The 21,552-nt window shown below is 55.9% G+C and carries 22 protein-coding genes; 14 read left to right on the top strand and 8 right to left on the bottom strand.

All coding sequences use genetic code 11. From position 1 onward, the window contains the following. The first annotated feature begins 14 nt into the window (after positions 1-14). The 7 genes from potG to BH712_RS06580 all read left to right on the top strand — a co-directional run bounded on the left by potG (position 15) and on the right by BH712_RS06580 (position 6,943). Positions 15-1,148: a putrescine ABC transporter ATP-binding subunit PotG gene (gene potG, locus BH712_RS06615; protein ID WP_006809449.1), complete on the top strand. Its 1,134-nt coding sequence runs from the start codon at positions 15-17 to the stop codon at positions 1,146-1,148. A 9-nt stretch (positions 1,149-1,157) separates the two neighbouring features. Continuing rightward, positions 1,158-2,111 carry a putrescine ABC transporter permease PotH gene (gene potH / locus BH712_RS06610; protein ID WP_006809448.1) on the top strand — a complete coding sequence of 318 codons (954 nt, stop codon included), beginning with the start codon at positions 1,158-1,160 and terminating at the stop codon, positions 2,109-2,111. Then, positions 2,108-2,953 (top strand): putrescine ABC transporter permease PotI, encoded by an 846-nt coding sequence (gene potI / locus BH712_RS06605; protein WP_006809447.1) that lies wholly within the window; start codon positions 2,108-2,110, stop codon positions 2,951-2,953. The genes potH and potI overlap by 4 nt, the downstream gene beginning before the upstream one ends. Positions 2,954-2,995: 42 nt before the next feature. Continuing rightward, positions 2,996-3,493 carry a YbjO family protein gene (locus tag BH712_RS06600; protein ID WP_102765876.1) on the top strand — a complete coding sequence of 166 codons (498 nt, stop codon included), beginning with the start codon at positions 2,996-2,998 and terminating at the stop codon, positions 3,491-3,493. 40 nt (positions 3,494-3,533) lie between these two features. Continuing rightward, positions 3,534-4,670, top strand: a complete 1,137-nt coding sequence (gene rlmC, locus BH712_RS06595; RefSeq protein ID WP_006809445.1) for a 23S rRNA (uracil(747)-C(5))-methyltransferase RlmC — start codon at positions 3,534-3,536, stop codon at positions 4,668-4,670. Positions 4,671-4,782: 112 nt separating this feature from the next. After that, positions 4,783-5,490, top strand: a complete 708-nt coding sequence (locus BH712_RS06585; RefSeq protein ID WP_006809443.1) for a response regulator transcription factor — start codon at positions 4,783-4,785, stop codon at positions 5,488-5,490. Next, on the top strand, positions 5,474-6,943 hold the full coding sequence (locus BH712_RS06580) for a sensor histidine kinase (RefSeq protein ID WP_006809442.1): 1,470 nt from the start codon (positions 5,474-5,476) through the stop codon (positions 6,941-6,943). Before BH712_RS06585 ends, BH712_RS06580 begins: the two co-directional genes overlap by 17 nt. Before the next feature lie 75 nt (positions 6,944-7,018). Here the strand turns inward: BH712_RS06580 and artJ are convergent, their stop codons facing one another. From artJ to BH712_RS06550, 6 genes are all read right to left on the bottom strand, one after another. After that, complete coding sequence (gene artJ, locus BH712_RS06575) at positions 7,019-7,750, bottom strand: arginine ABC transporter substrate-binding protein ArtJ (RefSeq protein WP_032673560.1); 732 nt, start codon at positions 7,748-7,750, stop codon at positions 7,019-7,021. Between the two features lie 175 nt (positions 7,751-7,925). Beyond that, complete coding sequence (artM, locus tag BH712_RS06570; RefSeq protein WP_003858369.1) at positions 7,926-8,594, bottom strand: arginine ABC transporter permease ArtM; 669 nt, start codon at positions 8,592-8,594, stop codon at positions 7,926-7,928. Next, positions 8,594-9,310: an arginine ABC transporter permease ArtQ gene (gene artQ, locus BH712_RS06565; RefSeq protein ID WP_006809440.1), complete on the bottom strand. Its 717-nt coding sequence runs from the start codon at positions 9,308-9,310 to the stop codon at positions 8,594-8,596. The genes artM and artQ overlap by 1 nt, the downstream gene beginning before the upstream one ends. Positions 9,311-9,316: 6 nt before the next feature. After that, positions 9,317-10,048, bottom strand: a complete 732-nt coding sequence (artI, locus tag BH712_RS06560) for an arginine ABC transporter substrate-binding protein ArtI (RefSeq protein ID WP_006174322.1) — start codon at positions 10,046-10,048, stop codon at positions 9,317-9,319. A gap of 18 nt (positions 10,049-10,066) precedes the next feature. After that, complete coding sequence (gene artP / locus BH712_RS06555; protein ID WP_006809439.1) at positions 10,067-10,795, bottom strand: arginine ABC transporter ATP-binding protein ArtP; 729 nt, start codon at positions 10,793-10,795, stop codon at positions 10,067-10,069. A 226-nt stretch (positions 10,796-11,021) separates the two neighbouring features. After that, positions 11,022-11,540, bottom strand: coding sequence for a lipoprotein (locus BH712_RS06550; RefSeq protein ID WP_006809438.1), 519 nt, complete (start codon positions 11,538-11,540; stop codon positions 11,022-11,024). Between the two features lie 97 nt (positions 11,541-11,637). Between BH712_RS06550 and BH712_RS06545 the strand changes: the two genes are divergently transcribed. The 3 genes from BH712_RS06545 to BH712_RS06535 all read left to right on the top strand — a co-directional run bounded on the left by BH712_RS06545 (position 11,638) and on the right by BH712_RS06535 (position 13,677). Beyond that, the gene (locus BH712_RS06545) at positions 11,638-11,961 is read left to right on the top strand and encodes a heavy metal-binding domain-containing protein (protein WP_006174327.1); all 324 of its coding nucleotides are present in this window, start codon (positions 11,638-11,640) and stop codon (positions 11,959-11,961) included. Next, entirely contained in the window at positions 11,958-12,788 is an 831-nt protein-coding gene (locus BH712_RS06540; RefSeq protein WP_006809437.1) for an N-acetylmuramoyl-L-alanine amidase, read from the top strand. The genes BH712_RS06545 and BH712_RS06540 overlap by 4 nt, the downstream gene beginning before the upstream one ends. A gap of 265 nt (positions 12,789-13,053) precedes the next feature. Continuing rightward, complete coding sequence (locus BH712_RS06535; RefSeq protein ID WP_000949155.1) at positions 13,054-13,677, top strand: helix-turn-helix domain-containing protein; 624 nt, start codon at positions 13,054-13,056, stop codon at positions 13,675-13,677. Here the strand turns inward: BH712_RS06535 and BH712_RS06530 are convergent. Both BH712_RS06530 and BH712_RS06525 read right to left on the bottom strand, forming a co-directional pair. After that, on the bottom strand, positions 13,674-14,321 hold the full coding sequence (locus BH712_RS06530) for a hypothetical protein (protein ID WP_006809436.1): 648 nt from the start codon (positions 14,319-14,321) through the stop codon (positions 13,674-13,676). The genes BH712_RS06535 and BH712_RS06530 overlap by 4 nt on opposite strands. Further along, on the bottom strand, positions 14,321-15,883 hold the full coding sequence (locus BH712_RS06525; protein WP_006809435.1) for an ExeA family protein: 1,563 nt from the start codon (positions 15,881-15,883) through the stop codon (positions 14,321-14,323). Before BH712_RS06525 ends, BH712_RS06530 begins: the two co-directional genes overlap by 1 nt. 300 nt (positions 15,884-16,183) lie before the next feature. On the opposite strand from BH712_RS06525, the gene gspC reads away from it, so the two are divergent. From gspC to gspF, 4 genes are read left to right on the top strand one after another with little or no spacing between them, the layout of a single operon-like run. Beyond that, entirely contained in the window at positions 16,184-16,915 is a 732-nt protein-coding gene (gene gspC, locus BH712_RS06520; RefSeq protein WP_006809434.1) for a type II secretion system protein GspC, read from the top strand. A gap of 13 nt (positions 16,916-16,928) precedes the next feature. Continuing rightward, positions 16,929-18,851, top strand: a complete 1,923-nt coding sequence (gspD, locus tag BH712_RS06515) for a type II secretion system secretin GspD (RefSeq protein ID WP_006809433.1) — start codon at positions 16,929-16,931, stop codon at positions 18,849-18,851. Between the two features lie 14 nt (positions 18,852-18,865). Further along, a complete protein-coding gene (gene gspE / locus BH712_RS06510) occupies positions 18,866-20,344 on the top strand; it encodes a type II secretion system ATPase GspE (protein ID WP_006809432.1) in 1,479 nt (492 codons plus the stop codon). Next, positions 20,344-21,552: a type II secretion system inner membrane protein GspF gene (gspF, locus tag BH712_RS06505; protein WP_006809431.1), complete on the top strand. Its 1,209-nt coding sequence runs from the start codon at positions 20,344-20,346 to the stop codon at positions 21,550-21,552. The genes gspE and gspF overlap by 1 nt, the downstream gene beginning before the upstream one ends.

Here is a 21,552-nt window from a genome sequence, read left to right as displayed (position 1 = left end):
CCGGAGAGCACCCCGTGAATGACGCGATCCCCCGCCCGCAGGCGAAAGTCCGTAAAGCGCTGACCCCGCTTCTTGAAATTCGTAACCTCACCAAATCCTTCGATGGCCAGCATGCCGTGGACGATGTCAGCCTGACGATCTATAAAGGTGAAATTTTTGCACTGCTCGGCGCATCCGGCTGCGGTAAATCCACGCTGCTGCGCATGCTCGCCGGGTTTGAACAGCCCACCGCCGGGCAGATCGTGCTGGATGGCGTTGACCTCTCCAGCGTGCCGCCGTACCAGCGGCCCATTAACATGATGTTCCAGTCCTATGCCCTGTTCCCGCACATGACCGTTGAGCAGAACATCGCCTTTGGTCTGAAGCAGGACAAACTGCCGAAAGCCGAAATCACCGCGCGCGTGGCGGAGATGCTGAGCCTGGTGCATATGCAGGAGTTTGCGAAGCGTAAGCCGCACCAGCTCTCCGGCGGCCAGCGCCAGCGTGTCGCGCTGGCAAGAAGTCTGGCGAAGCGTCCGAAATTATTACTGCTCGACGAGCCGATGGGCGCGCTGGATAAAAAGCTGCGCGACCGTATGCAGCTGGAAGTGGTGGATATCCTTGAGCGCGTGGGAGTGACCTGCGTGATGGTGACCCACGACCAGGAAGAGGCGATGACCATGGCCGGGCGCATTGCGATCATGAATCGCGGTAAGTTCGTGCAGATTGGCGAGCCGGAAGAGATTTACGAACACCCGACAACCCGCTACAGCGCGGAGTTCATCGGCTCGGTAAACGTCTTCGAAGGGCTGCTGAAGGAACGTCAGGAAGACGGCCTGGTGATTGAATCGCCAGGGCTGGTGCACCCGCTTAAGGTTGACTCGGATAACTCTGTGGTGGACAACGTGCCGGTTTATGTTGCCCTGCGCCCGGAAAAAATCATGCTTTGCGATGAGCCGCCCGCCGATGGCTATAACTTTGCCGTGGGCGAAGTGGTCCACATTGCCTATCTTGGCGATCTGTCGATTTACCATGTGCGCCTGAAAAGCGGGCAGATGCTCAGCGCCCAGTTGCAGAACGAGCACCGGTATCGCAAGGGACAGCCAACCTGGGGCGATGAAGTAAGCCTCTGCTGGGATGCGGACAGTTGCGTAGTCCTGACGGTATAAGGAGCGGTCATGAGCACACTTGAACCTCCAGCCCGCGTCAAAAAACCGGGCGGTTTCGCGCCCTGGCTGGCGCGCATGCAGATGGTGCATGGCCGCAAGCTGGTCATCGCCATGCCCTATATCTGGCTGATCCTGCTGTTTCTGCTGCCGTTCCTGATCGTCTTTAAGATCAGCCTGGCGGAGATGGCGCGGGCAATCCCACCGTATACCGACCTGTGGGAGTGGGCTGACGGCCAGCTGACGCTGACCTTAAACCTCGGTAACTTCCTGCAACTGACCGACGATCCGCTCTATTTCGAAGCCTATTTGCAGTCGTTACAGGTTGCAGCTATTTCAACGATCTGCTGTTTGCTGATGGGCTACCCGCTGGCGTGGGCGGTGGCGCACAGTAAGCCGTCGACGCGAAATATTTTACTGCTGCTGGTCATTCTACCGTCGTGGACGTCGTTCCTGATCCGCGTGTACGCGTGGATGGGGATCCTGAAAAATAACGGCATACTGAATAACTTTCTGCTGTGGCTGGGGGTGATCGACCAGCCGCTGACTATCCTGCACACTAATCTTGCGGTGTATATCGGGATTGTCTATGCCTATCTGCCGTTTATGGTGCTGCCGATCTATACGGCGCTGACGCGGATCGATTACTCGCTGGTGGAAGCCTCGCTGGATCTCGGCGCACGTCCGCTGAAAACCTTTTTTAGCGTCATTGTGCCGCTGACCAAGGGCGGGATCATTGCCGGGTCGATGCTGGTGTTTATCCCGGCGGTCGGGGAGTTTGTGATCCCGGAACTGCTCGGCGGCCCGGACAGCATCATGATTGGCCGTGTGCTGTGGCAGGAGTTCTTCAATAACCGCGACTGGCCAGTGGCCTCGGCGGTGGCGATCGTGATGTTACTGCTGCTGATCGTGCCGATCATGTGGTTCCACAAACACCAGCAGAAACAGATGGGAGACCACGGATGAACAACTTACCGGTAGTACGCTCCCCGTGGCGCATTGCGATCCTCGTTATCGGCTTTACCTTCCTGTATGCGCCGATGCTGATGCTGGTGATCTACTCATTCAACAGCTCTAAGCTGGTGACCGTCTGGGCGGGCTGGTCGACGCGCTGGTACAGCGAGTTGTTCCACGATGATGCGATGATGAGCGCGGTGGGGCTGAGCCTGACCATTGCAGCGCTGGCGGCGACGATGGCCTGCGTACTGGGCACGATCGCCGCGCTGGTGATGGTGCGCTTTGGCCGTTTCCGCGGCGCAAATGGTTTTGCGTTTATGATCACCGCCCCGCTGGTGATGCCGGACGTGATCACCGGCCTGTCGCTGCTGCTGCTGTTTGTTGCCCTGGCGCACGCCATTGGCTGGCCGGCGGATCGCGGGATGCTCACCATCTGGCTGGCGCACGTGACCTTCTGTACCGCGTACGTGGCGGTGGTGATCTCCTCGCGGCTGCGCGAGCTGGATCGCTCTATTGAAGAGGCGGCGATGGATCTCGGCGCAACGCCGCTGAAGGTCTTTTTCATCATCACGCTGCCGATGATTATGCCCGCGGTGATCTCCGGCTGGCTGCTGGCGTTCACGCTCTCGCTCGACGATCTGGTTATCGCCAGCTTTGTGTCGGGGCCGGGCGCGACGACGCTGCCGATGCTGGTCTTCTCCAGCGTGCGGATGGGGGTGAATCCGGAGATCAACGCCCTGGCCTCCATCATTCTTGGCGTGGTCGGAATTGTCGGATTTATCGCCTGGTATTTGATGGCGCGCGCGGAAAAACAGCGAGTGCGCGATATCCAGCGTGCAAGACGCGGCTGAAGGAATTACTATTTCCAGTGATGTGCCGCGTATGACGCGGCACTGTTTTTCAGGGAAGTAAAAACAGTGGGATTCTTACAAAAAACACGTCATTCGCACGCTCGTCCGAACGTCCCTGCGCTGGTGCAGGTGGCGGCGCTCGCCATTATTATGATCCGCTGCCTGGATGTGCTGATGATAATGAACACGCTGGGGCCGCGCGGAATGGGGGAATTTATTCACCGCAGCGCGCAAACGTGGAATCTGACGCTGGTGTTTCTCAGCAGCCTGATGCTGGTGTTTATTGAGATCTACTGCGCGTTCTCGCTGGTGAAAGGGCGTAACTGGGCGCGCTGGGTCTATCTGCTGACGCAGATCACCGCCGCCAGCTATCTGTGGGCCGCCTCGCTGGGCTATGGCTATCCGGAACTGTTCAGCATACCCGGTGAGTCACGACGTGAGATTTTCCATTCACTGGTGATGCAAAAACTGCCGGATATGCTGGTCCTGTTCCTGCTATTTGCACCAGCCTCGAGCCGGCGGTTCTTCCGCCTGCAATAATGTGTATAATCGCAGCCCTCGTGATCCTTAAGGTTTTCATATGCAGTGCGCACTCTATGACGCCGGACGCTGCCGATCCTGTCAGTGGATAGAACAGCCGGTCCCTCAACAACTCACCGCCAAAATGGTCGACCTGCAACAGCTGCTGGCAGCACACGCGGTGGGCGAGTGGTGCGCACCCGTCAGCGGCCCGGAGCAGGGCTTTCGCAATAAAGCCAAAATGGTGGTTAGCGGCAGCGTTGAAAAGCCGCTGCTGGGGATGCTGCACCGCGACGGCACGCCAGAAGATCTCACCGGCTGCCCGCTGTATCCCGCCTCGTTTGAGCCTGTCTTCGCTGCGCTGAAACCGTTTATCGCCCGCGCGGGGTTAACGCCCTATAACGTTGCCCGCAGGCGCGGCGAGCTGAAGTACCTTCTGCTGACCGAAAGCCAGATCGACGGCGGAATGATGTTGCGCTTTGTGCTGCGTTCGGAAACCAAGCTGGAGCAACTGCGCGCGGCGCTGCCGGAGTTGCAGGAACAGCTTCCGCAGCTCAAGGTGATTACCGCAAATATTCAGCCGGTGCACATGGCTATCATGGAAGGGGAGAAAGAGATCTTCTTCACCGACCAGCATGCGCTGGCGGAGAACTTTAACGGCGTGCCGCTGTGGATCCGTCCGCAAAGCTTCTTCCAGACTAACCCGACCGTCGCCAGTGCGCTGTACGCCACCGCGCGTGACTGGGTGCGCGCGTTACGTGTCCATCATATGTGGGATCTGTTCTGCGGCGTCGGCGGCTTCGGCCTGCACTGCGCCACGCCAGACATGCAGCTCACCGGCATTGAGATTTCTGCCGAGGCTATCGCCTGCGCGAAGCAGTCCGCCGCCGAACTGGGGTTAACGAATCTGCACTTCCAGGCGCTGGATTCCACGCAGTTCGCCACCGGGCAGGGCAACGTGCCGGAACTGGTGCTGGTGAACCCGCCGCGCCGGGGCATCGGCCAGGCGCTCTGCGACTACCTGAGCCAGATGGCGCCGGAGTACATCGTCTACTCCAGCTGTAACGCCCAGACCATGGCGAAAGACATCGCCAGCCTGCCGGGCTACCGCATTGAACGCGTTCAGCTGTTCGATATGTTCCCGCATACCGCGCATTATGAAGTGTTGACGTTGTTAACCAAAGCGCAGGCCGGGTAAGGCGTAGCCGCCACCCGGCATAAACCCCGCACAATGTTCAACAAAATGTGAACTCTTCCCCCGCTCGAAATCAGGTAAGCTTAAGCCATGAGAAACAAATAAAGGCTTACCCATGAAGCAGATCCTGCTGGTGGAAGACGACCACGATATCGCGGCGCTCCTGCGCCTCAACTTAGAAGACGAAGGTTACACCATTACCCACGAGCCGGACGGGGGAAAGGCATTACCGCTTCTGGAAAAACAGCCGTGGGATGCGGTGATCCTCGATCTGATGCTACCGAATGTTGATGGTCTGGAGATTTGCCGCCGTATCCGCCAGATGACCCGCTACCTGCCCATCATCATTATTAGCGCCCGCAGCAGTGAAACTGACCGTATTACCGGTCTGGAGACCGGGGCGGATGATTATCTGGCAAAACCTTTCTCGGTGCAGGAGTTGATTGCCCGCATTAAGGCGCTGTTCCGCCGTCAGCAGGCGATGGGCCAGGCGCAGACGGATGGCATTATTCAGGCGCACGGCCTGACTATCGACCCGCTGGCGCGCACCGTGCGTCTCAATGGTCAACACGTCGATCTCACCCCGCGTGAATTTGAACTGCTTTACTTCTTTGCGCGCCATCCTGGTGAAGTGTTTTCGCGGCTGGCGCTGCTGGAGCAGGTGTGGGGGTATCAGCACGAAGGCTACGAACACACCGTCAACACCCACATTAACCGCCTGCGGATCAAAATTGAGAAAGATGCCGCCGAACCGGAGATCGTGCGTACCGTCTGGGGCAAAGGCTACAAATTTGCGGAGCTGAATCATGATGCGGCGCTTTAGCCTGAGCCAGCGCCTGACGCTGCTGTTTACGGTGTTATTGTTGCTCTGCGCGAGCGTCGCCTGTGCGGTGCAGCTCTACAGTAGCATGCAGTACGGCAACGCGATGGTACAGCGGCTCTCCGGCGGGCTGGCGCAGCAGATTGTGCAGCGGGAAGCGATTCTGGATGCGCAGGGCAGGGTGGATCGCAGTGCCTTAAAACCGCTGTTCGACCGGCTGATGACCTTTAATCCGAGCGTCGAGCTGTATGTTGTCTCGCCAGATGGCGAGATTCTGGCTGATGCCGCCCCGCCGGGCCACATTCAGCGGCAAAAAATTGACCTCGCGCCGATACAGAGTTTCCTGAGCGGGACGGTGATGCCGGTGTTTGGCGACGATCCCCGAAGCCAGAATAAGAAAGTGTTCAGCGCCACCCCGCTGCGGCAGGACGGTGAACTGAAGGGGTATTTATATATTATTTTGCAGGGAGAGGAGTCCAACGCGCTGGCGGAGATGGCCTGGCACAAGGCGCTCTGGAGTACGGCGCTGTGGTCGATGCTGCTGGTGGCGCTGTTTGGTCTGCTGGCGGGGCTGCTGCTCTGGTACTGGGTGACGCGCCCGGTTAAACAGCTCACGCTGAACGTGGCCGGGCTGGAGCAGGACAGCATCAGCGCAATTAAGCAGCTGGCGGCCCAGCCGCTCGAGCCTGCCGGTCACGATGAAGTGGCGATCCTGCGCAACACCTTTATTGAGCTGGCGCGCAAAATCACCTCCCAGTGGGATCGGCTGGCCGACAGCGATCGCCAGCGCCGGGAGTTTATCGCCAATATTTCGCATGACTTACGCACCCCGCTGACCTCACTGCTGGGTTATCTGGAAACCCTGTCGCTGAAATCTGCAACGCTGTCGCCGCAGGAGCACCAGCAGTACCTTGCTACCGCACTGCGTCAGGGGCAGAAGGTACGCCATCTGTCGCAGCAGCTGTTCGAGCTGGCGCGTCTTGAGCACGGCGGCATCAAACCCCAGCGCGAGCGTTTTGCCATGGCCGAACTGATTTCCGACGTGGCGCAGAAGTTTGAACTCACCGCCCGCACGCGGGAGTTAAACCTGCACATTGACGTGCCGGGTCCGCTGCCGCAGGTGTTCGCCGATGTTTCCATGATTGAACGGGTGGTGACGAATCTGCTGGATAACGCGATACGCCATACGCCAGCAGGCGGGGACATCCGTCTGGCGGTGTGGCAGGAGAACGACCGGTTGCAGGTTGAAGTGGCTGACAGTGGAACGGGTGTTGACGGCGCGTTACGGGACGAGCTGTTCCAGCGACCGTCAGCGTTAAATCCGCAGGCCGCGCGGGAGCACCGGGGCGGGTTAGGGCTGTTGATCGTGAAAAGAATGCTGGAGCTGCACGGCGGCGGGATCAGGCTGATGGAGTCCGTGAGCGGGGCGCGGTTCAGGTTCTTTGTGCCGTTGTGAGAAATTGCCGGGTGGCGCTGCGCTTTCCCGGCCTACAGACCACCCCCGCAGGCCAGGCCACCCGACAAAAAGAGATTACTGCGGGAACCACTGCTCGCTGATTTTCTGGTATGTGCCGTCCGCTTTGATCGCTTTCAGCGCGCCGTTCAGTTTTTCCAGCAGGGCCTTGTTATCCGGACGCACGGCAATGCCGAGGCCAGTGCCGAAGTACTGCGGATCGGTCACTTTCTCCGTCGCTGTACCCAGCTGCGGGTTGGTTTTCAGCCACTCATTCACGACCGCGGTGTCGCCAAATACGCCATCGATACGGCCATTTTTCAGGTCGATAATTGCGTTCTGGTAGCTGTCATAGGCCACGGTTTTCACTTCAGGATGTTTGTCCTGGAGATATTTCTGGTGCGTGGTGCCGTTTTCCATGCCGATGCGTTTGCCTTTCAGCTGATCGAAAGAGGTATATGCGCCTTTCTTCGCAATCACCACCGCCGAGTTGGCGTAGTATGGATCGGTGAACGCGACCTGCTTGCTACGCTCTGGCGTAATGTCCATGCCGGAGATCACCGCGTCATATTTTTTGAATTTCAGGGACGGGATCAGGCTGTCAAACGCGTGGTTAGTAAAGGTGCAGTCGGCCTGCATCTGTTTGCACAGCGCTTTCGCCAGGTCGATATCAAAACCCACGATCTGATTGCTGGCATCCAGCGATTCAAACGGCGGATAGGTGGCAGAAACGCCGAAACTGATTTTATCTGCGGCGGATGCGCCAGCGGCGAAGGTTGCGAGTAATGCGGCCAGAACTAACTTTTTCATGGTAATGCTCCCGTCTGTCTTGTCATTATGCGCCGTGTCTGCGGCATGGATGTACAATGCCATTCAATGAATTTATATGCAATAAATATGAGTAAATATTATTTAAAGCATAAAAAAATGCGGATAACCCATCAGGTTACCCGCACTGTGAAAACAGATTTATGCATTAAGCTGATTAATTTCTGCGCTCGAACGCCAACGCTTTACGCTCGATCAGGCGCATCATCAGCGTCAGCAGGCCGTTGACCACCAGATAGACCAGACCCGCCGCACCGAACACCATCACGTCGTAGGTGCGTCCATACAACAGCTGTCCATGGCCCATCACTTCCATCAGGGTGATGGTGTAGGCCAGCGAGGTGCTTTTGAACACCAGAACGACTTCGTTGGAATAGGAAGAGAGCGCGCGCTTAAAGGCGTAGGGCAGCAGGATCGCCAGCGTGTCTTTCTTGCTCATGCCCAGCGCCCCGCAGGACTGCCACTGGCCTTCCGGGATCGCGCGGATCGCACCGTAAAACAGCTGCGTGGTGTAAGCCGCGCTGTTCAGGGAGAGGGCAATCAGGGCGCAGAGCCATGGCTCAGAGAGCAGGTGCCAGATAACCGGATATTCCTGTAGCGACGGGAACTGCCCCGGACCGTAGTAAATCAGGAAGATCTGCACCAGCAGCGGCGTACCGGTAAAGAGCGTAATGTAGCCACGTACAATCCACACCAGCACCGGCGTTTTCAGCGTCAGGACGATGGTGAAGATCAGCGCCAGGATCAGCGCCACGATGATAGACGCGACGGTCAGCGTCAGGCTGGTGTGCAGCCCTTTCATCAGTTCGGGTAAATAATCCAGCATCAGCCTGGTCTCCGTTCAAAACGCGTTGCGCGCAGATCAATACGCTTCAGAACGTACTGGCTCAGCAACGTGATCACCAGGTAGATAGCCGCCGCGACGATGTACCAGGTAAAAGGCTCCTGCGTACGGGTGGCGATACTTTTGGTTTGCAGCATCAAATCGTTCACGCTGATCAGGCTCACCAGCGCGGTATCTTTCAACAGTACCAGCCACTGATTACCCAGCCCTGGCAGGGCATGACGCCACATCTGCGGCATGACCAGCCGGAAGAAGATCGCCGCTTTCGACAAGCCCAGCGCCTGGCCGGATTCCCACTGACCCTGCGGCACCGCTTTCAGCGCGCCGCGCAGCGTTTGTGACGCATAGGCCGAATAGAGCAGGGAGAGCGCAATCACGCCGCACAGGAACGGGCTGACGTCGAAGTTCTCGATCTGCATCTGCACCGGGATCTGCGCAAAGCCGAGATTAAGGGTGAAGCCGTCCGACAGCGTTAACAGCAGCTGTGAGGAACCGAAATAGATAAACAGGACCACCAGAATTTCCGGCAGCCCACGCAGCACAGTCACCAGCGCTGAACCGAGCCATGCGACAGGGCGCCACTTAACGGACTCCCACACCGCAAAGAACATCGCCAGTACCAGGCCGATAATCAGTGCACAAACGGCAAGGCCGACGGTCATCCCGGCGGCGCTTGCTAAAGGAAAAATTTCATTCATCAGGAATTACTTCTGGAACCATTTTTTGTAGATGGTTTCGTAGGTGCCGTCTTTCTTCACTTTTTCCAGCGCCGCGTTGAATTTCTGCTGCAACTCGGTGTTGCCCTGACGCACGGCAATACCCAGACCTGTACCGAAGTAGTCTTTATCGGTCACCTTGTCACCCACGGCGGCCAGCTTGTCGTTCGCTTTCAGCCATTCAGTCACGACAGCCGTGTCCCCGAACACCGCATCGATACGACCGTTTTGCAGATCCAGCTTCGCATTCTGGTAGCTGTCATACGGCACGGTAGTGATTTCCGGATGCTTATCCATGATGAATTTCTGGTGCGTGGTGCCGTTCTGCACGCCGACTTTCTTGCCTTTCAGCAGGTCAACGGAGGCATATTTACCTTTCTGACCAATGAACAGCGCCGAGTTGTCATAGTAAGGGGTGGTGAACAGAACCTGCTTCTCACGCTCCGGAGTGATGTCCATACCGGCCATCACGGCGTCGATACGGCGGAACTTCAGGCTTGGGATCAGGCTGTCAAACGCCTGGTTGCTGAAGGTACAGGTCGCGTCGATCTCTTTACACAGGGCATTTGCCAGGTCCACGTCGAAGCCAACAATCTTGTTGTTCGCATCAATGGATTCAAACGGAGGGTAGGACGCTTCAGTGGCGAAACGGATGGTCTGGGCTGCGGTAGCGGAAAGGCTGACGCTAGCAAGCAGCGCGGCAATCAAGACTTTTTTCATTATAATTTCCCTAACACATCAGTGAGATAAGTAGTTTTTGAAGGCATCGGTTTGCGGGTTGGTGAAGCAGCTCGCATCACCCTGCTCAACGATATACCCGTTTTCCATGTAAACCACGCGGCTGGCGGTTTTGCGCGCCACTTCCACTTCGTGGGTCACGATGACCTGGGTAATGTTGGTTTCCGCCAGCTCACGAATGATACTCACGATCTGGGCAGTAATTTCCGGGTCCAGCGCCGCGGTTGGCTCATCAAACAGCAGCACCGCTGGCTCCATCATCAGCGCACGGGCGATGGCCACACGCTGTTGCTGACCGCCAGAGAGATGTAAAGGATAACGATCGCTGTACGGCTTCAGACGCAGACGTTCCAGCAGCTTTTCCGCTCGCGCCATTGCCTGGTCTTTGCTTAAACCGAGCACGCGGCACGGCGCTTCAATCAGGTTTTGCACCACCGTCAGATGCGGCCAGAGATTATATTGCTGAAAGACCATGCCCACGTTTTGACGCAGTTCACGAATCGCTTTATCAGACGGGGTTTTCGCGAAGTCAAAATGGTTACCGGCGATGGCCAGCGTGCCCGAACGGGGCATTTCAAGCAGATTAAGAACACGCAGAAGGGAGCTTTTTCCCGCGCCACTTGGGCCGAGCAAAACCAGCGTTTCGCCCTCCGGGCAACTCAGCGTAATGTCGAACAGCGCCTGGTGTGCGCCGTAGAAGCAGTTAATGCCGTTTAGTTTAATACTCATCGGGGCAGTCTTTACTCATCCAGGCAATCTATAGCAATTGAGGCCGCAGATAGTACCGTTGACAGAATAGTTATGCAATATTTCTGCGTTAAAAGTTAAATATAACCCGTGTTTCCTCTTAAACATAGCACAAAATAGTGAAGAGGAAGGGGGGCGAGTATAAATGTCGGCATTCCGCATGAAATGCCGGACATTTTACGGGGTTAACGTTTATTTAACGGATGCCTTAGCGGTTCTCAATCGACTGGCGAAGGGTGCCAGCCGGGGCATGAACGCTGCCACCGAGGTAGCGCACATCGTCGACTGCCCAGCACTGGCCTTCACGAATCATCAGCACCTCATCCTGCCAGGTTTGCGTCCCCTGGGTCAGCTTCACGCGCAGGGGAATATTGCGTGCGTCGGTATTCGGAATGGTGGACGCGCTGGCGACCTCAGCGCTGTCCGGCAGCGTGGCGCGGCTGGAGAACGGATCGGATGACAGCAACGCATTGTGCTGCGGATCGCGGGTGGCATCGCTCAGCAGTTTCGCCAGATTATCGCTCAGGTACGGGCGCAGGGCAGTTATGTCATTCCCGCGATGCTGAATACGGTAATCATAAAATTGTTGCGCCACGGCGTCCGGGCCGCCCTCGATACAAGGGCCGCTGCGGGTTCCGATATCCTTAAAGGCTGGCGTGACCGGCGTTGTGCAGGCGCTGAGCACCAGCGCGCATGGCACTAAAAGCGTTAAAGCAGAGTAGCGCATGTTGATTTCCTTATTTATTAACTATCCTTTCAATCATAGCGTAACGAACCGATAATGCTGTTGCTAACGCATTGAACGCTAAAGAAGGAGAGAAAGTATGCAGTTTTCAACAACGCCAACCCTGGAAGGACAACCGATTACCGAGTACTGCGGCGTGGTGACCGGCGAAGCGATTCTGGGCGCCAATATCTTCCGCGACTTCTTTGCCGGTATTCGGGACATTGTCGGCGGACGTTCCGGCGCGTACGAAAAAGAGCTGCGTAAGGCCCGCGAAATTGCGTTTAAAGAGCTGGGCGAGCAGGCCAAAGCACTGGGCGCGGATGCGGTGGTGGGCATAGATATTGACTACGAAACGGTCGGGAAAGATGCCAGCATGCTGATGGTCAGCGTAAGCGGCACGGCGGTGAAAACCCGTCGATGAAGCGTTCGCTCTCAACCCTCCTGCTGGCATTGCTGCTGGCAGGATGTGCCCAGGAAAAAGGCATTGTTGATAAAGGCGCGTACGAACTGGATACGCGCCATCAGGCGCAGGCGGCCTACCCGCGAATAAAGGTGCTGGTGATCCACTACACCGCAGATGATTTTGACACGTCGCTTGCGACGTTAACCGATAAAAACGTCAGTTCACATTATCTTATCCCCGCCAATCCCCCCGCACCGGACGGCAAACCCCGTATCTGGCAACTGGTGCCGGAGAGCGAACTGGCCTGGCATGCAGGCATCAGCTTCTGGCGTGGCACTAACCGTATAAATGATACGTCCGTTGGCATTGAGCTTGAAAATCGCGGCTGGCGGAAAACGCATGGCGTGAAAACCTTCGTCCCCTTTGAACCAAAGCAAATTGCGGCGCTGATCCCACTCGCCAGAGACATCATCGCCCGTTACGACATCAAGCCGCAGAACGTGGTGGCGCATTCGGATATCGCCCCGCAGCGTAAAGACGATCCTGGCCCGTTGTTCCCGTGGCATGAACTGGCGCAACAGGGCATAGGCGCATGGCCCGATCCGGCACGCGTAAACTTCTATATCAACGGACGACCACGTTATCAGCAGGTCGATACGGCTGTCCTGCTCGATTTGCTGTCGCGCTACGGCTACGAAGTCCCCGAGGACGCTACGCCAGCACAGCAGCAACGCATCATTATGGTCTTCCAGATGCATTTTCGTCCGCAATTATGGAACGGCATAGCAGATGTGGAAACGATGGCCATTGCCGAAGCACTTTTAGAGAAATACGGGCAAGGTTGAGCCATTTATATACCTCATAGAGAGTATTTTTCTCTGATTTTCTATGAGATTAATCTTAAGTACAAAATCAATTAACTTTTAGTAAATTGACTTAAAATTATCCGGATTTAAGATAGACACATAGCTTGCTAAGTATTCTGGCAAATAAATTAAAAGCTTCACTTTTTTTGCTTGTTTTTAAATTTCCACCAGGAAGGGCTTTATGGTTCGGCGCCCATGCCGTGGCCATGTTTTTTTATAATCATATCTTAAATCGGGTATAACAATGTTAAGCATCTATGCAAAAAAATTACGTCCGCATCATGAAATGGAAAAAATCATTTCAGCAACTTCAGTCTTTGAAGAAAAAACATTAAAGAAATGGCAAAAAATCTCCACTGCTGATACCGGGTATATTCATATTATCGTCAGCGGCGAAGTGGAATTTCGACGTGAATCTGACGAACTGTGCATGTTTACCGTGACCGGGCATTGCATCTTTGGCCTCTCATCTATGTATTACAACGCCACCCACATGTACGGCCTTGTAAGGGCGAATACCATTGTTCGCTCAGTCAGGAAGGAGGACTTCGCCCAGCTGATGACCGAAAAAAACTTATGGCCAGAACTGACCAAAGTCCTGTCCTGGTATATTTGCATGCTGAGCAAGCGTGATGATGTTCTGGTTGCCCGCAGTGCTTATTCCGTTGTTCGCGAATTTTTGTACGAGATTAATGATCTGATTGTTCATCAGCAACGTGATATTAACGTTTACGATTACATTCAGGAATACACTAACCTGGCGCGTAGTACCATTATCAAAATTCTCTCCGACCTTAAAAAAGGTCAGTATATTGTGGTCGAAAAAGGGCGACTGCTTAACCTCACCACGCTTCCTGAAAAATACTAATCCTGCTCCAGCCGTTCTTCTTTAATACTTAAGGGAGAACGGCTATGTCCATAATTTTTTAAGCTGGCCTGAGAATTATCCTGCGTTTCGTCAACCGGCGGCGCGGGAATTTTGCCTTGCGAATAATCTCGCTCCTGTTCTTTTAACGCCTGCTTAAATAATTCCGTTAATGACGCGTTATCACGGTCATTATGGTCAGCGCTGGCGGAAGGCATATCCTGCTCGTGCGCCTCGGTTCCCGGTAAGGTATCCCGCGAGGTGTCGTGCGGCACTGCACCGTCGGGCGCCTGCTGCCAGTCGGCATCATCGCTGTTAATAGGCAGATCCTGCATCGGTGGAACATCAACATGCATCGGCGCGGGGGCGGGATGTGGATGCGGGAACGGTTTACTCACGTACACGTAATGCATATCGGAAAGCTGCGTTTCCGGTTTCGCAACGCTGGCTTTTACCGGTTCAGGGGCCGGATGGCGCAGGTTCCAGTAGATATGCGCATACAGGCCGGCAACCAGCATGGCGCAAAGCCCAACCATCCATAACAGGCTGTTGCCGAACACGGTTTTCAGGCTGGGAAGGCGGTACGAAAACCAGACCGCTTCCCCGGTGGTGTAGCTGCGCTGGGCCGCAAGACAGATGGTTGACATTAGGCTTTCTTCTCCTGCGTTTTCGCGTCCGTTTTCGTCTGGTTGGCCTGGATCAGTACGCTTGGCGTACTGTTGGTTACGCGCATTAACTGCATCAGCGTATCTTCTCCAGGGATGCCATCCACGGGCAGATTTATTTTTTGCTGGAACTCGCGGGTGCGTTTCATCATCTCTGCGGTCCAGATCCGGGCATGGGTTTCGGGCTGGCTCAGCGCCAGGCTTAATTGCCGATCCAGCCAGGCCATGTCTTTACTGTCGCTGGCCGCGCCGATCGCGTCCTTACCTTCCGGCGTCAGACGGTGCAACTGGGTGAAGTTGCCGGTCGCATGGCGGTTAAACCAGCTGCGGCTCACCTGCCAGGTGCGGTTATTCATCAACAGGTCAATCGAGGTGTCGCCAACGCGGGCGACCACCGCATAGTTAAGATGCCCGCCCGTTTTGAGTTCACTCACCCACGGATAACCCTCTTTCGCCAGCGTATCCGGCGATGTGTTCCCCTGTTTACACATCAGGTTCACCTTCGCGGCGTTCTCACAAAGCGCATCTTCCGCCGAGGCGTCATACCCCCACATCAGATAAAGCTGGTGCATCGCATCCGGCTGATTAACCATTTCGTTGTCGATAACCGGCACCACGGGCGCGTCGGCTTTTGGCACCTGCTGTTTCCAGCTGACCGGCACCGGCAGTTGGATCGGAAGACGCGCGCTGATGGACGAGGTCAAATACCAGCCGCAGGTGGCAAACAGCACGGACGCAAACAGCCCCACGGTTGCCAGGCGCTTACCGTGTTTTTTGGCGGGCAGGATCTCTCCCGCCGCCAGACGTAAATGTCGTGGGCTGACCTGCGCCGCGCGTTCTGTCCAGGCGGCGAGCATTGACAGGTGCGCCAGCGCGTTCAGTTTGCTGATGTTGCCCTTGGTCAGCGTGTGCATTTTGCGCACGCGGGCTGGGGTTAACGGTGAATTTTCACAGCCGTGTTCTTCGCACTGGGCCTGAACATAGCTCAGGTATTCGCGGCAGGTCAGGGGGCGCAGGACATGATGCGTGTGCGTATATTCGCGCAGTTCAGGTTGCCCGAGCAGGATTGCCTGATCCGCCGTGCCCGTGAGGACCACGGAGAGCCGGAAGTTCAGCTCCTGGGCGCGCGTGAGCAGCGTGCCCAATACTTCACGGCAGCTCTCTTTCATGGCTTCGGCATGGGCAATCGTCAGCACTCTGGATTTCGCTTTCCCCTCCTGCCACTGGCGCACGACGGCATCCACCGCCTGCATGCGATCTTTAATCGCTTTCGTTCCCGGGTTGAGTTTGTACAGCAGGCTACTGGCACTCAGTTTGGGAAACGCGTTGATGGCAAGAACGGTGTTGTTGCTGGCTTTCAGCGCATCAATGAACTGGCTCAGAAGCGGCGCGTCGTCGCAAAACAGCCCGATAATTCCCGCCAGTTGGGTTTTCTCTTTCAGCAGGTTGAACACGTCCTGATGATAAGGCACCAGAAAATCACCGGATAAACGGGTGATTGTCCTGAATGGCGGATTTTTAAAATTAAAGTGGCTCTGATACATAACGACTTACCGTCTCTGATTAGGAATAGCAACAGCACCAGAAAGTACGGTAATGCCCTGAGGTGGTCAATTTGCAAACAGGGTAAAAATATCCACCAGGCCGTGCCTAACATCTGGATTTTATACGGTCAATATTTTTCTTTATGAAAGTTAGTGGCGAAGTCGGTGGTCGCTTTTGCAACAGCTTATTACTATTTTCCTCCATATTGGCGCAGTATGACGCTGCTTATTTTTGCTTTGCTACAGGCCGGATAAAAAATGAGGTTCTCATTTCTGTCACGGTGGATAACGCCTTGTTTTATGTTTGTGCTGCTTATCTTTTGCGGCCAGCAGGGGTATCTCACCTTTAAAGATTATAAAAAAGTTACGAATAAGCTGGCTGATTCTGATGAACAGCCGCTGAAAGCGTCGCGTAACGAAAAACCCTTTACGCTCTTTACCGCTGCCGTTCGTCAGGAAAATTTACCGGCAGCGGTGAAAGCCCCGCTGGCGGCGGAAATCGAAGGCATTGTGAGAAGCGATGACCCCTGGCTCTCCTTCGCCGTCATCAAAACGCCTGGCGGCCAGAAAAGCTACCGTGAAGGCGAACCGCTGACCGGTTTTAACGACGCATTTATTCAGGAAATTAATAAAGATAATGTGGTGGTTAATTATGAAGGTGCTACGCAGGTACTGGCATTAAAGCAGCCAGACTATTTTAAAGGCGGCGTGGACAGCGGCCCGGTAACGAAATCGACAAAAGATGCAGGCGCTGACAGCGTGCATCTTGATGATTATCTGGTGTTAAAACCAATAATCGAAAAGGGCCACCTGGAAGGCTACAGGATAAACCCAAGGAATGCGTCCGCCTTTTACAGCCAGTCTGGTCTGGAAAAAGGTGATGTTGCGGTAGAAGTTAATTCTGTCGATATGACGGATGAAGCAAAAGCAAAAAGTATTATTGCTAACTGGTCGAAAATGAAAGAAGCGGAGGTCGTCGTCCGACGTCACGCTCACCTTGAAAATATTCGGGTTAATGTTCTAAACAATTAACAAGTGTACAGACATGAAGAAATTTCCTTGGGCGTGCGTGGCGCTGACCGCATTGTCGTTATATTCAGGTTCGCTGCTTGCAGCTAACTTTAGCGCGAGTTTTAAAAATACTGATATTCGCGAGTTTATCGATACGGTAGGTCGCAATCTCAACAAAACCATACTGGTCGATCCGTCCGTTCAGGGAACCGTCTCGGTCAGAACCTACAACGTGCTGACGGAAGACGAATATTACCAGTTCTTCCTGAGCGTGCTGGATCTGTACGGTCTGTCGGTCATCCCAATGGACAACGGTATGGTGAAAGTGGTGCGCTCAAGCGTAGCCCGCACCGCCGGTGCGCCGCTGGCAGACAGCAAAAACCCGGGCAAAGGTGACGAGATCATCACCCGCGTGGTGCGCATGGAAAACGTCCCGGTGCGCGAGCTGGCCCCGCTGCTGCGTCAGCTTAACGATGCGACAGGCATTGGCAACGTGGTCCACTTCGAGCCGTCGAACGTGCTGCTGTTAACCGGGAAAGCCTCGGTGGTTAACCGTCTGGTGGATCTGGTGCAGCGCGTGGATAACAACGGTATCCAGCGGCGCGAAATTGTGCCGCTGCGCTTTGCCTCTGCCAAAGAGCTTGCAGAAATGCTGAACAACCTCAGCAACGAGGAGCAGAAAGGGCAGAACGCGCCGCAGCTGGCCACCAAAGTGGTGGCCGACGACGAAACCAACAGCCTGGTGATCAGCGGCCCGGAAGATGCGCGCGCGCGTACCCGTTCGCTTATCCACCAGCTGGATCGTGAACAGAATAACGAGGGGAACACCCGCGTCTTCTACCTCAAATACGCCAGCGCCACCAAAGTGGTGCCAGTGCTCACCGGGATTGGCGAGCAGCTGAAAGACAAGCCGGGCACCGCCAAAGCGAAAACCGCGAGCGCCTCCACGGATCTGAATATTACCGCCGACGAGTCAACCAACGCTCTGGTGATCACCGCGCAGCCTAACGTGATGAACTCCCTTGAGAAGGTGATCGACAAGCTGGATATTCGCCGTCCGCAGGTGCTGGTGGAAGCGATCATTGCTGAAGTGCAGGACGGCAACGGTATGGATCTTGGCGTGCAGTGGACGAGCAAGCACGGTGGCGTACAGTTCGGCGCAACTGACCTGCCAATCAGCCAGATCAAAAATGGCACCATGAAGGGGACGAGTTTCACTGGCCTGGCGACCGGCTTCTTTAACGGTGATTTCGGCATGCTGATGACCGCGCTCTCGACCAACGGCAAAAACGACATTCTCTCCACGCCAAGCGTGGTCACGCTGGATAACAAAGAAGCGTCGTTCAACGTGGGTCAGGACGTGCCGGTGCTTTCCGGGTCGCAGACCACCAGTGGCGACAACGTGTTTAACTCCGTTGAGCGTAAAACGGTCGGTACCAAGCTGAAAATTGTGCCGCAAATCAATGATGGCGACATGATCCACCTGAAAATTGAGCAGGAAGTGTCCAGCGTCGATAACAACGCGACGGAAGACGCCAGCCTCGGCCCGACGTTCAACACGCGCACGATCAATAACGAAGTGATGGTGCACAGTGGCCAGACGGTAGTACTCGGCGGTCTGATGGAGAACGTCACCAAACAGTCCGTCTCTAAAGTGCCGCTGCTGGGTGATATTCCGCTGGTCGGACAGCTGTTCCGTTACACCTCGCAGGATACCTCTAAACGCAACCTGATGGTGTTTATCCATACCACCGTCCTGCGTGACGATGACAACTACAGCGCGGCGTCGAAAGAGAAATATGACCAGATCCGCGTACGCCAGATGCAGCGTGCGGAGGAGAAAAAACTAGGCATTGTTGAACCGGAGGAAGGCCCTGTTCTGCCCGCGTTTCCTTCCGCCAGCACCAGCGCCGCACCGGTGAAAACCAGCGCGACGCGCAATCCGTTTAAAGAATAAGGCGGAGGGGCAACGTGGACGAACTGAGTAAAACTCTGTGTAGCAGCAGCTACGCAAAAGATAACGGCGTTTTATTTTATAACAATGACGTCTATATCCGTGATGACACCCCGGCGTTTGCACTGCTGGAAGTGCGCCGGGTGCTGGGACGCGCGTTCGTCCCGGTCACCCTGACGCCGGAAGCCTTTGACGAGATGCTGGCGAAGATCTGGCAGCAGAGCAGCGGCGTGTCGCAGCAGCTGGTGGATGACATGGACGCGGATATCGATCTGATGGCGTTAACCGAGGAGATCCCGGATAACGAAGATCTGCTCGATAACGACGAAAACTCGCCGGTGATCCGCCTGATCAACGCCATTCTCGGCGAGGCGGTAAAAGACGGCGCGTCGGATATCCATATCGAAACCTTCGAACGCACGCTGAGCATTCGCTTTCGCGTCGACGGCGTGCTGCGTCCGGTACTGCAACCGGCGCGTAAGCTCGCGCCGCTGCTGGTGTCGCGTATCAAGGTCATGTCGAAGCTGGACATCGCTGAAAAACGACTGCCGCAGGATGGTCGTATCTCCCTGCGCATCGGTCGCAAGGCCATCGACGTGCGCGTCTCGACCATTCCGTCTCAGTACGGCGAGCGCGTGGTCATGCGTCTGCTCGACAAAAGTAACCTGAAGCCCGACATCAACAAGCTCGGGCTGATCGACGAAGAACTGGAGAAATTAAAGGGGCTGATTGACCGCCCTCACGGCATTATCCTGGTCACCGGACCGACAGGTTCCGGTAAAAGTACCACCCTGTACGCCATTCTTTCGGCGCTGAACGGCCACGAACGCAACATCCTGACCGTTGAAGACCCGATTGAATACGAGCTGGAAGGGGTGGGGCAGACGCAGGTTAACCCGCGCGTGGACATGACCTTTGCCCGCGGGCTGCGCGCCATTCTGCGTCAGGACCCGGACGTGGTGATGATCGGGGAAATTCGTGACGGTGAAACCGCGCAGATCGCGGTGCAGGCGTCGCTTACCGGTCACCTGGTCATGTCTACGCTGCACACCAACAGTGCCGCAGGGGCGATAACCCGTCTGCGGGACATGGGGCTGGAGTCCTTTTTAATTGGTTCATCGTTGCTCGGTGTCATTGCCCAGCGTCTGGTGCGTCGGCTGTGTACGCACTGCCGGACCACCAGTCCGCTGGATGCAAATGAAAAAGCGCTGTTCAGCTTTATGGACGCGCCGCCAAAAGCCATTTACCGCGCGGTGGGATGCGAACACTGCCGCCAGAGCGGCTATCAGGGCCGCGCCGGTATTCATGAATTCCTGGTGGTGGACAGCACCATGCGCCGCGCCATTCATGAAGATAAAGACGAAATGTCTATCGAAACGCAGCTCTTTAAGCAGGCCTACAGCCTGCGTGAAAACGGGCTGCTGAAGGTGATTAGCGGCGTGACCTCGCTGGAAGAGGTGATGCGCGTCACCGCCGAGCGTGGGGGGGATGCGTAATGGCTTTCTACGCCTGGACGGCGACGGATACCGCGGGGAAAACCCAGCGCGGGACGCTACAGGCCGAGGGGCAGAAGCAGGTTCGCCAGATGTTGCGCGAGCAAAAGCTCATGCCCGTCAGCATCACCGAAACCCGCGAGGCGGCGACGGCCGGAAAAGCGAAAACCGGCGCAAAGCTCTCCACGCCGGTGCTGTCGATGTTTACCCGTCAGCTTTCCACGCTGGTGAATGCGGCCCTGCCGCTGGAGAGCGCGCTGAAGGCGATCTCGAAGCAGACGGAAGACAAAAAGCTGGCGGCGATGGTGGTGGAGATCCGCGAGAAGGTGGTCGAGGGGCATACGCTGTTCGACGCCTTCAGCCAGTTCCCGCGCACCTTCGACAAGCTCTACTGCACGCTGGTGATGGCGGGTGAAAAGACCGGTCATCTGGGCGATGTGCTGGAGAAGCTGGCGGAGTACAACGAGCAGCGCCAGAAGATGAAAAGCAAGCTGACGCAGGCGATGGTCTACCCGATCACCCTCACCGTTGTTGCCATCGCGGTTATCAGCATCCTGCTGGTGGCGGTGGTGCCGCAGGTGATCGAGCAGTTCACCCATATGAAGCAGCAACTGCCGATCACCACCCGGACGCTGATTGCGGTGAGTGATTTCCTGCAAGCCTGGGGCATTTATATTGTGGGCATTCTGGGGGGCGGCTTTATCGGCTTCAAAACCTGGCTGAGGAATGCCAAAAACCGTTTTCGCTGGCACAGCTGGCTGGTAAACGGCTCGCCGATCAAAAAACTGGTCTGCGCCATCAACAGCGCCCGCTATATCCGTACCCTGAGCATTTTGCAGGCCAGTAGCGTGCCGCTGCTGGAGGGGATGTATATCGCGATGGACGGTATCGAAAACCTCTATGCCCGGCAGGTGCTGGAGCAGGCCGCCGACACCGTGCGCCAGGGGGCCTCGCTGTATGCGGCGCTTGAACAGGCGAAATTATTCCCGCCGACCATGCTGTATATGATTGCCTCCGGGGAAGAGAGCGGGGAATTAGGTAATTTAATGGACCGCGCGGCGGAAAACCAGGAATCGGCATTACAGCATCGAATTACATTAACGCTGTCGGTCTTTGAACCGGCGCTGGTGGTATCCATGGCAACGATTGTTTTATTCATCGTACTGTCAATATTACAACCGCTTCTGCAACTTAATAATATGGTAGGTTAA

Source organism: Enterobacter hormaechei ATCC 49162 (genome assembly GCF_001875655.1).
Classification (GTDB): Bacteria; Pseudomonadota; Gammaproteobacteria; order Enterobacterales; family Enterobacteriaceae; genus Enterobacter; species Enterobacter hormaechei.
The sequence above is the reverse complement of the archived record's forward strand: the minus strand, read 5'-3'. Positions and strand labels throughout refer to the sequence as shown.

Bases quoted from the DNA above. Each gene is read 5' to 3' on its own strand.
- BH712_RS06540 (WP_006809437.1), top strand. From the start codon at position 11,958: ATGAAGCGTTCGCTCTCAACCCTCCTGCTGGCATTGCTGCTGGCAGGA.
- BH712_RS06550 (WP_006809438.1), bottom strand. From the start codon at position 11,540: ATGCGCTACTCTGCTTTAACGCTTTTAGTGCCATGCGCGCTGGTGCTC.
- artM (WP_003858369.1), bottom strand. From the start codon at position 8,594: ATGCTGGATTATTTACCCGAACTGATGAAAGGGCTGCACACCAGCCTG.
- BH712_RS06545 (WP_006174327.1), top strand. From the start codon at position 11,638: ATGCAGTTTTCAACAACGCCAACCCTGGAAGGACAACCGATTACCGAG.
- potH (WP_006809448.1), top strand. From the start codon at position 1,158: ATGAGCACACTTGAACCTCCAGCCCGCGTCAAAAAACCGGGCGGTTTC.
- artI (WP_006174322.1), bottom strand. From the start codon at position 10,048: ATGAAAAAAGTCTTGATTGCCGCGCTGCTTGCTAGCGTCAGCCTTTCC.
- BH712_RS06585 (WP_006809443.1), top strand. From the start codon at position 4,783: ATGAAGCAGATCCTGCTGGTGGAAGACGACCACGATATCGCGGCGCTC.
- artP (WP_006809439.1), bottom strand. From the start codon at position 10,795: ATGAGTATTAAACTAAACGGCATTAACTGCTTCTACGGCGCACACCAG.
- gspD (WP_006809433.1), top strand. From the start codon at position 16,929: ATGAAGAAATTTCCTTGGGCGTGCGTGGCGCTGACCGCATTGTCGTTA.
- potI (WP_006809447.1), top strand. From the start codon at position 2,108: ATGAACAACTTACCGGTAGTACGCTCCCCGTGGCGCATTGCGATCCTC.
- BH712_RS06530 (WP_006809436.1), bottom strand. From the start codon at position 14,321: ATGTCAACCATCTGTCTTGCGGCCCAGCGCAGCTACACCACCGGGGAA.
- BH712_RS06535 (WP_000949155.1), top strand. From the start codon at position 13,054: ATGTTAAGCATCTATGCAAAAAAATTACGTCCGCATCATGAAATGGAA.
- artJ (WP_032673560.1), bottom strand. From the start codon at position 7,750: ATGAAAAAGTTAGTTCTGGCCGCATTACTCGCAACCTTCGCCGCTGGC.
- artQ (WP_006809440.1), bottom strand. From the start codon at position 9,310: ATGAATGAAATTTTTCCTTTAGCAAGCGCCGCCGGGATGACCGTCGGC.
- gspC (WP_006809434.1), top strand. From the start codon at position 16,184: ATGTTTGTGCTGCTTATCTTTTGCGGCCAGCAGGGGTATCTCACCTTT.
- gspF (WP_006809431.1), top strand. From the start codon at position 20,344: ATGGCTTTCTACGCCTGGACGGCGACGGATACCGCGGGGAAAACCCAG.
- BH712_RS06525 (WP_006809435.1), bottom strand. From the start codon at position 15,883: ATGTATCAGAGCCACTTTAATTTTAAAAATCCGCCATTCAGGACAATC.
- rlmC (WP_006809445.1), top strand. From the start codon at position 3,534: ATGCAGTGCGCACTCTATGACGCCGGACGCTGCCGATCCTGTCAGTGG.
- BH712_RS06580 (WP_006809442.1), top strand. From the start codon at position 5,474: ATGATGCGGCGCTTTAGCCTGAGCCAGCGCCTGACGCTGCTGTTTACG.